The sequence below is a fragment of the Paraburkholderia hospita genome (assembly GCF_002902965.1).
GTDB lineage: Bacteria > Pseudomonadota > Gammaproteobacteria > Burkholderiales > Burkholderiaceae > Paraburkholderia > Paraburkholderia hospita.
Map to the genome: position 1 here is coordinate 1,044,906 of NZ_CP026106.1, position 12,269 is coordinate 1,057,174.

The window sequence follows — 12,269 nt, forward strand, 5'->3', positions numbered from 1 at the left end:
CTCTCGATGCCCGAAGTGACCCGTATCACACGCCAGGTTCCGGGTAGATTGACAGCCTTCGGGAAGCCAGGTCCCGCTCACTCGCCAGCCGTTCGCCGAGATGGAAACCATACGAAGCCGTGCATAGCGTGGCGTGATGATGAAATCCTCTCCAGCCACGGCCCGAATAGTGGTCAAGTCCGAAATCCTGCCGAAGTTCCTCGTGGTCCCGGTCGGTGCGCCAGTGGTAATGTGCGGCCGAGACGAGTTCATTGATCGACGTGTCTTCCGGCAGCGTCGAAAGCCAGTATCTGACAGGCTCCGGCTCACCCAGCGGCCACTTCAATAGCAGCCATTGCAGTGGCTGCAGTCGCGACCAGCATGCGTAGCTGTCGGCATACTGCACCCGCGCCACGCCAAAGCGGCTGCTTCTCAGATTGCCGTTCCCTTCACGCCAGCTGATCGTCTGCAACGCGTGCGCAGGCAATTCCATGGCCAGTGCTCTGACGCTGATGGGGTAGTGCCCGGCCGTACGCCACGTCTGCGACGGCAGGCGTCCCGTTTCCCTGTATCCCGTTGACGGTAGCGATTCGGCTTGTGGGCGCCAGACGCGTGCTTGCGACGTGACACCCAATACGTACGGCAGTCCGAGGTCGATCAACCCTTGCCTGAAGTCGGGATCCATTCCGTAGCCGACATCGGCGAGCACGGGGCGTGAGGGCGATCCCGCAGCAAGCAGCCTTTCGATCTGTTGAAGCGCAAGTTTCGGCCTGGTCGCAAACTGCACGTCGGCGGGGACGCCTGCCTTCCTGCGCCGGATCGGATCGTCGGCCCATGCGCGCGGCAGATACAGCCGCCAGCCGACAGGCAGACTGGCACTTTCGCAGGCTAGCGAAACACTCACGGCAATTTGACATTTGTCATATCTGGCCGATGCTCCGTGATTTTGTCTCGCGACGCCCACTGGCTGGCTGCCACGCTTCGGAAAAGTGTTACAGCCGATGATCCACCAGCCGCTCCGGGACAGACCCGCCATTTGCGGGGTCACCCAGCGGGCGACCTGTGTCAGCAGTTCCTCATCGCACCACGGCGCTCTTGCCACGAAATGATGTAGCGCCTGACGCATTGCTTCCGCGCGCGCGGGCTGAAGATTTTCCGCAATGGCATTGGTGCTCTTTCGCTCCAACGGTCGCATCAGTCCCGTGCAATAGTCACGCAGGCCGACAATATGATGCTTGTGTCGGAATCCTTGAGAAAGATGTTCCAGGTATTCGTCAAACCGTTGCGATGTACTCATTGCATTGAAATAGCTTCATTGGACGCCAGTTAGACTCAGGTAGCTTGACGCTTGAGTGCTGCGTCTGCATGAGGCGAACATGACATTCCTGTCATGTTTGACGCGGCGTAAGTCATGTGGAAAACGGCAAAGCGCGGACAGACTTCCAGGGAAACCGTCGCTTTGATATCGTTGTGCGCCTGCCGGAGGAGCTTCGGACTGCAAGTGATTCAAACGAGGTAACAGGTAATGCGAATTCTGATTGTCGAAGACGAGGGCAAGACGGGCTTATATCTACGGAAGGGTTTGACGGAAGCGGGATATGTCGCCGACTGGGTGGAGGACGGCATTTCCGGGCAGCATCAGGCTGAAACGGAGGACTACGACCTGCTCATCGTGGATGTGATGCTGCCAGGGCAAGACGGCTGGACGCTGTTGCAGAATCTCAGACGCAGCAAGTCGACGCCGGTTCTCTTTCTCACCGCGAGAGACGACGTGGGAGACCGCATCCGGGGGCTGGAACTCGGTGCTGACGACTATCTCCCGAAGCCCTTTGATTTTGTTGAACTGACTGCACGCGTAAAGTCGATCCTTCGTCGCGCGCGGCAGCACGATTCGAACACGCTCCGAGTGTCCGACCTCGAACTCGACCTCACACGTCGTAAGGCCACGAGACAGGGAAAAGTCATTCTGTTGACGGCAAAAGAGTTTGCGCTGCTGTGGCTTTTGATGAGACGCGAAGGGGAAATCCTCCCGCGCGCGATCATTGCGTCACAAGTGTGGGACATGAATTTCAGCAGCGACACGAACGTGGTGGATTCGGCCATCCGCCGCCTGCGTTCCAAACTGGACGACCCTTTCGAGTCCAGGCTGATTCATACCGTCAGAGGCATGGGCTACGTTCTGGAAGTCCGAAGCCAGGTGACACCGTGATTCGCTCATGAAGCACGCATAGGAGATTTCAATAGAGCCGTTGTGCGGACAAGCGCGTGCCTGATATGTATCGCGAATTTTTTGTGCTTTCTCAAAGTTGCCCCTGCTGTCGGCGTGCTTAATCACATGGCCGCAGCGGGCGCAGTACTATTCTCTCGTCGACAGCGCGAATACCGAGGGCCAGGTTGGCATTGCGATGGGTATCGAATGTGAGCCGCCCGCGCGAGTCGTTGCACCATCAGGAATCGACCGATGCCGGATGGCAAGGTGAGTGGCTGGACCGGGCACCTGTCTGTCACTGGAAAGGGAATTCAAATGTGTCGCGGATGCGGAATTCTGAGGTGGACAGCCTGTGCATGCTGGCGGAAAGACGCGGGCGCAATATCGGCAGCCTGTCGCGTCACGGCTTGCAATTCGCGGCAATAGCCGGCGACAGCTAATCATGCTTCGTTATTTGCCGGGTAGCCTGCGTGTACGGCTCACCGTGCTGATCGTTTTCTATGCATCGATTGCGTTCGCGATTAGCGGATTCGCGGTCTATGAAGCGATGATGAGCCGTGTCGAAGCGAATGCCGCCGACCAGATGGTAGAAGTGATGTCGGCTCTCGAGGTTCACCTCTCCGGGCTGAAATCGACGGCCGGGATTACTCGCGATCCCGATACCTGGAAGGAGCACGTGCATGGGCGCGAGTACATGGCATTCGCTATCTTTGACATGGCAGGTAAGGACCTGCTGGCGACGCGCGACTTTCGCAACTACTCACCGGTTCTGGATGTACAGACGCCCCACAATCCTGTCACTCTTTCCACACCCACTACCGCGTTACGATATCTCGTGACCATCGTGCCGCTCGACGGGCGTGACAGCACGGCTGTCCGTGTCGTCGTACAGTACGACGGCAGTGAAGAGCGCGAATTGGTAAGGTCGAACACAGAGATCATCTTTATCACGGAGATGGTCGGCATTCTGCTTGCGGCAATCTCGGCTTACGGCGTGACGATGCTCGGGCTGAGCCCTCTGCGCCGCATTGTCACGCGAGCCGAGGAGATGTCGATCAGCCGGCTTGGGCAACCGTTGCCGAAGCTCACCAGCTCGAATGAACTGCTGGAACTGGGACAGGCGTTCAACGGTATGCTGGCGCGTCTGGACGAGTCGTTCACACGCTTGAGCGAGTTCTCTTCCAATCTTGCACACGATTTACGCACCCCGCTCACGAATCTGCGAGCAGCGGCTCAGGTCGCTCTCGCGCAGTCGCGTGCTGCGCCCGAATACCGCGAAGTGATTGAATCGAGCATAGACGAATACGAGCGCTTGTCCCGAATGATCGACGACATGCTATTTCTTGCGCGCGCAGAGCGAGCTGACCTGTCGCTATCGATCTGCGAGTTCGACGCGGCGGCGGAAGCGCGTCGCGTCACCGGTTTTTACGAATCATTGGCGCAAGCGGCAGATATCACCATCGACGTCCGCGGGCAGGGGATCATCCATGCCGATTTGCTGTTGTATCAGCGCGCGGTCAGCAACCTGCTCGCGAATGCGATCGCGTACGCGCCACGCAATTCGACTATCGACATTGAATGTTGGGAGCAGCCGGGCGCGGTAGTGGTTCTGTTGTCCGATCGTGGCCCAGGGATTGCTCCGCCGCATGTGGAACGGATCTTCGAACGTTTCTACCGCGCCGATCCGACCCGGGGAAACGCCATTTCCTGCAGTGCAGGACTCGGGCTTGCCATCGTCAAATCGATCATGGATTTGCACCACGGATCGTGCGGTGTGAGAAGTGATCCTGCCGTCGGCACGACATTCTGGTTACGGTTCGTGTTACGGGAAAAGACAGTGGGTTCACCCTCATGCTAAACCTGATTGATGCGCGGCATGGCGTGTGGTTGCTTTGATGATAGAGCGAAAATCTCGGACACGGCACGTGGGAGAGGCAAGTTTTGACATTATTGATCCATGCACGAATCATCCAGACGTGGTTTCTGCGAGACAAAAACAATGGCGAACACCCGATATCGAAGCGCACTCTGATCTTTTATTTTATTGAAAACAATCTTCTATGCGTTTTGGTCACGTAGCAGTTCTATTTCGGGGATGTACTGGGGTGTCACACTAAAACGAAAGTGCTTCAAATCGATGGAATACTCAGCAATCTGATTCGTCAGATTACCGATTGCTTATGCTTTATCAGCGGTCGGGAGATTTCCATGTACTTAGGAGTTTGAAGCATGAAACAACATATCATTCTCGCCTGCGCAGTGGGTGCCTTTGCGGTGAGTGCGCAAGCACAGAGCAGCGTTACCCTGTATGGCTCGATCGACGCGGGCATCACCTATGCGAACAACGTCGGTGGGAAGAGTGTCTGGCAGCAGGGTAGCGGCAACCTGTCGAACAACTACTTTGGCTTGCGCGGTGCCGAGGATCTCGGGGGCGGGCTGAAGGCCATCTTTACGTTGGAAAGCGGCTTTGATCTGAACAACGGGGGTTTTCATGACGGCGACGATATGTTCAACCGTCAAGCCTTCGTGGGCCTGAAGAGTGACGCGTATGGCGCTGTGACGCTGGGACGTCAATACGACTCGACTTCGGAGTATCTCGGGCCGCTGTCGGCCGCAGGTGCTGGCTTCGGCAACAATCTCGCCGGCCATCCGTTCGACAACGACAACCTGGCGCAGACGTACTCGACCAAAAATGCGGTCAAGTACACCAGCCCGAACTATGCGGGCATCCAGTTCGGCGGCATGTATGGCTTCAGCAACGACGCGAATGGCTTTGCGAACGGCCGCACGTGGAGCCTGGGCGCCAGGTACGGTACAGGTCCGCTGAACGTCGCGGCGGGTTACACACAGTCGAATAACTCGGGTGGGCTGGGCGGCGCAAACAGCGCGGCGTCGGCAAGCCAGAACATTTCGGCGACGCTTCAGCGTACTTACGGTTTGGGCGCCACCTACGCATTCGGCCCGGCACAGGTTGGTCTCGTGTGGACGCACTCGCAGATCGACGGTCTCGCGAGCCTGTCGAGTGGCGGCGCTGCACTGCCCGGTCTTACGGGGATGAACCTGCATCTTGATAACTATGAGATCAACGGCCAGTACAGGCTAACACCGGCACTGGCAGTCGTCAGCTCTTACACGTTCACTGACGGCACGGTGACAGGCAGCAACAGCAGCAATTCGCCGACGTGGCACACGTTCGTTTTAGGTACGGACTATTCGCTCAGCAAGCGTACGGACGTGTACCTGGCGGGCGTGTACCAGCATGCTTCCGGCTCGCTCGGTTATGACGCGAACGGTAACGGCATCGCGAACGTGGCATCCATCAACATGCTGTCGCCGTCGTCAACCAACAACCAGGTTGCAGCAACGATCGGACTGCGTCACCGCTTCTGATCGAAGGGAAATCGGGCCGATAGCGCAATCCGTTGTCTGCCCTCTGGGAAGCGAGGGGAACGTGAAGTCGAGATCCACTCGCATGGCTCATGGGCCTTCGTCAGGTAGAACGACGGCGAAGGCCCGCCTGGAAATGCAGGCAGAGTACTGTTCGAAGCCGTTCACGAACCGTTAAGCTTCAGGTCGATGCGTTGCGGGCCGAACCTGCGCAGCGGGACGATGTGCGCGCAAGCGCCTTTCAGGAAGGTGAATTGAAACTGAGCCGCCCGAGTACCGGACTGCGCCCATGAATGTCCGTATGCATCTGCTAGCACATGCATACCGCAGCGACGGAATCAGAACCGGTACGCCAGACCTACCGATCCGAAGATAGCAGCCTTGTGTTCGACGACGGGGCTGTCCGCTGCATCACCCACCAGACTGGACACACCCAGCACGGCAGCCGTGCTCCAATGCGGGTTGAGCTGGTGCTTCCACGTGACGCTGGCGTCGACACCCTTGATGCCCGCCGAGGGCGAATATCCGGCGAGCCTCGACTGGCTTGCAAGCGACTCCTGCCCGGTAACGCCGAAATAGGTGTTCATATAATCTTCGTTACCGAAAGTCGCACCCACTGTCAGATTAACTGTGTTTTTCGGCGTCGCCAAAGCGGTGAAACCACCCGCGAGACGGACTTTCAGACCATATCCACTGTGCGTCGCCTGCAGCGCGTTGAGCGACGCGTGCCACTTGCCGTGACGCCAATCCACGAACGCGCCAACGCGGGCCGTGTTGGAAATGTCATTGGTTCCGGTAAGGCGCGATGAGTCGTCGGCGTCCCGCCCAAAGTCGAACTGCGCAATCAAACCCGTCGAAATGCCGGCTCCGAGCGGATAGCGTATTCCGGCTGAGAGCCCGGAAACGAAAAAAAGCCCATTGTCATAGGCGAACAAAGGCAACGGCAGTGCACGGTACGATGCCGCGCCGTCGTATTTGGGCATGACATTGACTTGCGCGCCAAGCGAGGTCTCGGCCGGGTAAGCAGGTCTGGGTGGGGTCGCCATGGCCGCGCCAATGGTTAGCGCGGCTGCGACGTGGAGATATCGCATGAATAATTCCTTGAATAATCGGTAGGAAGGTCAGAACCGACAATGGCGGTCGAACGTCTGGACATCCATGTGGGGGTGCGGCATCTGTGCGTCGCGACTTGTCAGGTGCGCAGCAACTGCGGTTATGGCAACTGCTTGAACGCAGGGTCGGTGCGCCGTTGCGGATAGCTGTGGTGACGGCGGGCAGTACGGGTGGCCGGGGATAAGATCAAGCGTCGGTATTCGTCTTCAAAGGTGGAAATCTCAAGTGAAGTTGCAGTTCATGACGTAGCCTCCGGGCGAGATGATGAGATGTGACAAGAGTGAATAGGCATGCTTACTAAATAGAAAATATTTGAAAGAATGAAACGACATGAAATCTATTTGCCAGAGGAGTTTTTCGCCGCGCATTGTTCAGGAATTTTTACTCTACCTTTGTTGCAAAGAATGAGCCGTCCGTATTGGTCATTTTTCGATATGGAGTTTTATTAGAATGATGAAATTTATGTTTAGTCAAAGATTTGACTGTTACTTGAAGTTGAAGCTGTGAGTCGTGATAAAAACGCCTTCTAGATTTCGTTGCAGACTCCAAAAAAACGATATAGAAGCTCAGACATCGTTTGGTTATGTTTCCTATGGCCGAGCTGACCGTGAGAACCTGAAGAGAACCCAAGGAACTGCCAATGAGTTATTGCCATGTGTTGATACATACGGCCAGGGTGATCCCGATCCTCTTGGTCGACCGCAGTCTTTGGCGCTCGATCCGCACACACATCGTGGGGTTGACTATCGATGTTTGCGAACTCGCCGGTCGCGTCGGTGCCGTTCTTCTGTTTCCCGTTGCCGTACCAATTGTCGCGATTCTGATTGTGGCGTCCCTGCGCCGGGAAGGAAGGGAACAGGATTGCCCTTCGAGTTCCGTCGACACAGCGTGAACGCACGATGCGCAACGCACCCTCTGAGCCAGGCCAACCTGATGCGATGGCGCTCGTGATGTCAGGCGAGAAGGGAAAGTTGCCTGGCGCGTGCCGCGTGAACCGATGTCGGAATAAACCGGGGTGATTTACCTCGACAAATGAATCCCTTTAAAACAGGAAAATGCGGATGAGTAAAGCTACAAGGTTGGCAGTGGCAGTTATCGTTAGCATGGGCGTTGCACCGTGGGCTATCGCGCAGATCGCTCAACCCGCTTCGGGTGCGCAAGAGCAATCCGCACTCACCGGGCGGGTGCAGGCGCTTCTCGCCACAGCGCCCCCCGTTGAGATCAAGGCCCGGATATCCGATATCGACCGTGCTTCGCGCATCATTACTCTGCATGGTCCGAAGGGGCGCGACATCGATGTCGCGATGGGGCCGCAGGTCGAAAATTTCGATCAGCTCCGCGTGGGCGATAACGTCGAAGTGCTCTACAAAAACGCGTTGCTCGTGTCCGCTGACAAGATCGCGGGCGCGGACAAGGGGATTCGCAAACGTGTCGATTCCAGCGTGTATCAGTCGACACCGTCGGGATACAGCGCCGCGCGCCAGGTCGAGGTTCAGGCCACAGTGCTGGATATGGACGCCAGGAAGCGCGAGATGCGGTTGCGAGGCGCCTATCGGACAGTCACGCTCGTAGTCGGTCCCGATATCGATTTCAAGACTTTGAAAGTGGGCGATACCGTCCATGCCGTGTTTGTGTCGGCTTATGCGACACGGGTGACGCCCATTAACGTGCGTTAGCGCACACTAGCGCGAGCCTGCAAGCAGCGTATGGACACGCAATGACAATGACGTTCGCGGCACGGATGAAATCGATAAGAACGAAGCAATTGCGAAACCGATGAACAATCGATTCTTGCCGCGAACTTTGGGGGCGAGATTAACCGCTCTGATCTTTCTTTCGACCTCGGTCATTCTGGCGCTGAGTGGCGCCGCGCTTTACGAGGCCTTGCGCAGCCGTATGTCCATGGCGGCAGGCGGTCATATGCAGGCCACGCTAGAGGCACTGCAGGTCGATCTCGCGAGCGTGCGTGCGACAAGCCACATCTCGAACCATCCTCATATCTGGACCGATCAGATGGATGGCCATCAGAACATAGATATGGCCATCTACGATATGACCGGAAACCGTCTTGTCAGCACGAGCGGTTTTCAGCCATTTGCACTGCTCCGCGACCTGCCGCCGGGTCGCCAGAACGCTGCGTTCGATACCAGAGGCGCGAGGTTTCGCTATATCACCGCGCTGGCGCGGCTCGCGGGATCAGACTGTGTTTCTGTGCGTGTCGTGGTCCAGTACGACAAATCGGACAACCTTGCCTCTTTGCGCGCGCATGCATGGACGATCGCGCTGATCGAAGTAGTGGGCGTGGGGATCGCAGCGGCATTTGCCTATGCTATTGCCGTGTTCGGACTCAGCCCGCTTCGACGCTTCGTCTCGTACGCAGAGGAGATGTCGTCGTGCCGTCTCGCGCAACCTTTGTCGGGATTCGATACATCGGAGGAGCTGAAGGAACTGGAGCATGCTTTTAACGGCATGCTGGAAAGGCTGGACGATTCGTTTACGCGACTCGGCCAGTTCTCTTCGAACCTCGCACACGATATGCGTACGCCGTTGACGAATCTGCAGGCAGCCGCGCAGGTGGCGCTGTCGCTGCCGCGCAGCACGGAGGAATACCGTGACGTCATCGAGTCGAGTGTAGAGGAGTACCAGCGTCTGTCGGGAATGATCGAAGACATGCTCTTCCTTGCACGGTCGGAGAGGGCGCACACGCTAGTCAAGGTCTGCCGGCTTGACGCCGTAGTGGAGGCCGAACGGGTCGCGGGCTACTACGAGCCCATGGCATCCGATGCGGGAGTCACCATCGAGTTGAGCGGGCGCGCCCGAAGTTCGCGCGGACCTGTTGCTTTTCCAGCGTGCGTTGAGCAATCTGCTTTCCAATGCGCTCGCTCATGCGCCTCGCGGGTCGACTATTTTCGTCAAGTGCCGCGAGGAAGGCGGTACAGCGGAAATCGCCGTCACGGATACGGGCCAGGGCATTGGGGGAGAGCACGTCGATCGTATCTTTGAACGGTTCTACCGCGTCGATCCGTCGCGGCACAATCTTGGCTCTGGAACGGGCCTCGGCCTGGCGATCGTGAAATCGATCATGGAAAGCCATGGTGGCCAATGCGGTGTGGAAAGCTGTCCGGGTGTGCGCACTACGTTCTGGCTTCGCTTTCCGCACGCTGACGTGAACCCGGGTGCCGGCGCCGCCAGCGCGTTCTGAATTCTTGATACAGGTGGCGCGCTTTTCGCATCCGGCATCGAGCCAGTAAGGCGTGCCGTGAGCGCCACGTTGTCAATCAACTGTTACCACTGAGTGCTTGAACGGTGATCCCGGTGTTTTTCTGGCGCTTGTTCGCACGGTTTGCCAATTGATTCTGCTGCGCCGGATTGCCGACCATGACGCGTTTATCATGTCCGCGTCATGGAAGAGCAGCGACTGGACGGCATGCTATGTACTCTGCCTGTCAATCGCACGATTTTATGATTTCCGAACTCGCGTTACCCGAGCAGCTAAGGCTGGCCATCGCCCGTAAAACACTGGAGGTGTCTTATCAGCCTGTAATCAGGCTCGCCGACAACAAATGCGTCGGTGTCGAATCGCTACTCAGATGGCGGCTGCATGGACAGGAGATCTCGCCGGAGCTCTTTGTTGGCGTGGCCGAACAGCATCGGCTGATGGGACCATTGACCGATCTCGTGCTCCACAAGAGTCTTGATGACCTGGCCTGCGTACTGAGCGCGGACCGGTCGTTTCGCGTTTCGATCAATGTGGGCAGCGACGATCTTCGCAGCGTCCGCTTTCTGGATGTTCTCGCGCAAGCGTTGAAATGGACGGGCGTCCGCGCTTCGCAAGTGGGCATCGAAGCCACTGAAAGAGGCTTCATGCATCCGGACGCGACGCGCAGCGTCATTGCTGCACTCAGATGGGCGGGGCATCCTGTTTATATCGATGACTTCGGGACTGGCTATTCCTGTCTTTCTTATCTGGGGACATTCCACGTCGACGCCCTGAAGCTCGACAAGGCGTTCGTCAATCCCGTCGAGAATGCTCACGCCAGCTGCGTGGTGGCGCCGCACATCATCGCGATGGCACACGACCTGGGAATGGAAATCGTCGCCGAAGGCATCGAATCGGCGGCGCAGGCCGAGTATCTGCTGCGCAAAGGCGTGCAGTACGGACAGGGCTGGTACTTCGCGAAAGCCATGCCTGTTGCCGAACTGCTACCGTGGCTAGCGCAACATGCACAATCAGGGAAGCGGGATGAACGCAGGCGTTGCGCCAGTTCTCCACGCTTGCAGCTGCTGCGTGCGCCATAAAAAAGAGCGAAGCCCGCAAAGGCTTCGCTCTTACGCTAACGTACTAAAGCGTATTCAATTCATCATCCACAAGCAGGCGCTGCCTTCTTGCACGCATCGGCCAGTTGCGGCGGCGGATCTTTCTTGAACACCGTCTTGTACGATTCGAGCACGTTCGACTGCACGACGGGCAGCGATTGCACGCCGATCCACGCCGGAGGCGTCTGACCGATCAGCGCCTTCATCATCGCCATCGCTTCGGCTACGCCCTGGTCATACGGACGCTGCGAACCCGTCGCCTTGAGCGGACCGCCCTTGGCTATTTCAATTGCCGATTCGAGGCCGAGGTCGACCGTCGTCACGGGCGTGTTGATGCCTTGCGCGCGCATTGACGTGAGCGTATCGAGTGCGGGCTGGTCCCATACGGCAAACACGCCCTTCACATCGGGATTCGCGGTGAGGAAGTCGCCCGCAATCTGGCCGACTTTCGACGGGTCCGTGAACGCGACCTGCTTGACCTTGATGTCGGGGCGATTCTTCTTCAGCCATTCGTTGACGGCCTTCGTGCGCTCCGTCGTACTGAAGTAATCGACGCCGAAGTTCACGAGACCGACCGTGCCGCCTTTCGGCACACACGATGCGAGCACCTTCGCCGCGATCTGCCCGTTGCCCTCGCTATCTGCCGACACCATCGCCGAGTATTGCTCGGGATGCTTGAGGCCCGTCGGCACGTTGTCCATGAACACGAGCTTGATGCCTGCCTGCGAGACCTTCTTGTAGGTCGCAGCCGTCGCCGTGCCGTCGACGGGAATCGAAATGATGCCGTCAGGATGGCGCTGGATCGTGTTTTCGATGTCGGCGATCTGCTTGTCGACCTGATACTCGGCCGATGCCGTGCCGATCACCTCGACGCCGTACTTCTTCAGCGTATCGGTGATGCCGGCGACCTGCAGTTGCGACCAGTCGAGGTTCATCGTCTGCATCGAAATGCCGACCTTGAACTTGCCGGCCTTGACCTTTGCCGCCTCGGCATCCGTCAGTTTGACGGCATCGGCGGATGCCGCTTTCTCGCCATTCGGTCCCTGCCCGACGATGCCCGTCGGACCAATCGACTTCGCAGGCAGGCTCGTGCAAGCCTGCGCAAACGCCTGCGAACAGCAGATGGCCAGCGCAGTCGCCGCCACCACACTCGCCAGCCTCGCTCCTGATACACGACGATCGTTCATGTTTTCCTCCGTTGGTCGTGATGTACTGCGTCTCCTGCCGTTTTTGGAATTGCCCTTTGTGGCCTCGCGCGCAACGC

At 57.9% G+C, this 12,269-nt stretch carries 8 protein-coding genes and 1 pseudogene; 6 read left to right on the top strand and 3 right to left on the bottom strand.

The genetic code is table 11. The features are described 5' to 3' along the window. Window positions 1-25 precede the first annotated feature (25 nt). Complete coding sequence (locus C2L64_RS23110) at window positions 26-1,276, bottom strand: IS701 family transposase (protein WP_009769557.1); 1,251 nt, start codon at window positions 1,274-1,276, stop codon at window positions 26-28. A 228-nt stretch (window positions 1,277-1,504) separates the two neighbouring features. Here C2L64_RS23110 and irlR point away from each other — a divergent pair, with 228 nt between their 5' ends. The 3 genes from irlR (at window position 1,505) to C2L64_RS23125 (ending at window position 5,578) form a co-directional block, all read left to right on the top strand. After that, complete coding sequence (gene irlR, locus C2L64_RS23115) at window positions 1,505-2,188, top strand: heavy metal response regulator transcription factor IrlR (RefSeq protein WP_009769556.1); 684 nt, start codon at window positions 1,505-1,507, stop codon at window positions 2,186-2,188. A 442-nt stretch (window positions 2,189-2,630) separates the two neighbouring features. Further along, window positions 2,631-4,046, top strand: a complete 1,416-nt coding sequence (locus C2L64_RS23120; protein ID WP_009769555.1) for a heavy metal sensor histidine kinase — start codon at window positions 2,631-2,633, stop codon at window positions 4,044-4,046. Window positions 4,047-4,417: 371 nt separating this feature from the next. After that, a complete protein-coding gene (locus C2L64_RS23125) occupies window positions 4,418-5,578 on the top strand; it encodes a porin (RefSeq protein WP_009769554.1) in 1,161 nt (386 codons plus the stop codon). Window positions 5,579-5,913: 335 nt separating this feature from the next. Here the strand turns inward: C2L64_RS23125 and C2L64_RS23130 are convergent, their stop codons facing one another. Next, window positions 5,914-6,666 (bottom strand): MipA/OmpV family protein, encoded by a 753-nt coding sequence (locus C2L64_RS23130; RefSeq protein WP_051058267.1) that lies wholly within the window; start codon window positions 6,664-6,666, stop codon window positions 5,914-5,916. A 1,083-nt stretch (window positions 6,667-7,749) separates the two neighbouring features. Here C2L64_RS23130 and C2L64_RS23140 point away from each other — a divergent pair. From C2L64_RS23140 to C2L64_RS23150, 3 genes and pseudogenes are all read left to right on the top strand, one after another. Beyond that, on the top strand, window positions 7,750-8,364 hold the full coding sequence (locus C2L64_RS23140) for a hypothetical protein (RefSeq protein ID WP_085954640.1): 615 nt from the start codon (window positions 7,750-7,752) through the stop codon (window positions 8,362-8,364). Between the two features lie 100 nt (window positions 8,365-8,464). Continuing rightward, window positions 8,465-9,890 (top strand): annotated as a pseudogene (locus C2L64_RS23145) (heavy metal sensor histidine kinase). Window positions 9,891-10,066: 176 nt separating this feature from the next. After that, window positions 10,067-10,987 (top strand): EAL domain-containing protein, encoded by a 921-nt coding sequence (locus C2L64_RS23150; RefSeq protein WP_081498919.1) that lies wholly within the window; start codon window positions 10,067-10,069, stop codon window positions 10,985-10,987. 62 nt (window positions 10,988-11,049) lie between these two features. Here the strand turns inward: C2L64_RS23150 and C2L64_RS23155 are convergent, their stop codons facing one another. Then, window positions 11,050-12,192: a substrate-binding domain-containing protein gene (locus C2L64_RS23155; protein ID WP_039901865.1), complete on the bottom strand. Its 1,143-nt coding sequence runs from the start codon at window positions 12,190-12,192 to the stop codon at window positions 11,050-11,052. Window positions 12,193-12,269 lie beyond the last annotated feature (77 nt).

What these genes read in the sequence shown, in the direction of transcription:
- C2L64_RS23110 (WP_009769557.1), bottom strand. Translation starts at nt 1,276, where the DNA reads ATGAGTACATCGCAACGGTTTGACGAATACCTGGAACATCTTTCTCAA.
- irlR (WP_009769556.1), top strand. Translation starts at nt 1,505, where the DNA reads ATGCGAATTCTGATTGTCGAAGACGAGGGCAAGACGGGCTTATATCTA.
- C2L64_RS23120 (WP_009769555.1), top strand. Translation starts at nt 2,631, where the DNA reads ATGCTTCGTTATTTGCCGGGTAGCCTGCGTGTACGGCTCACCGTGCTG.
- C2L64_RS23125 (WP_009769554.1), top strand. Translation starts at nt 4,418, where the DNA reads ATGAAACAACATATCATTCTCGCCTGCGCAGTGGGTGCCTTTGCGGTG.
- C2L64_RS23130 (WP_051058267.1), bottom strand. Translation starts at nt 6,666, where the DNA reads ATGCGATATCTCCACGTCGCAGCCGCGCTAACCATTGGCGCGGCCATG.
- C2L64_RS23140 (WP_085954640.1), top strand. Translation starts at nt 7,750, where the DNA reads ATGAGTAAAGCTACAAGGTTGGCAGTGGCAGTTATCGTTAGCATGGGC.
- C2L64_RS23150 (WP_081498919.1), top strand. Translation starts at nt 10,067, where the DNA reads ATGACGCGTTTATCATGTCCGCGTCATGGAAGAGCAGCGACTGGACGG.
- C2L64_RS23155 (WP_039901865.1), bottom strand. Translation starts at nt 12,192, where the DNA reads ATGAACGATCGTCGTGTATCAGGAGCGAGGCTGGCGAGTGTGGTGGCG.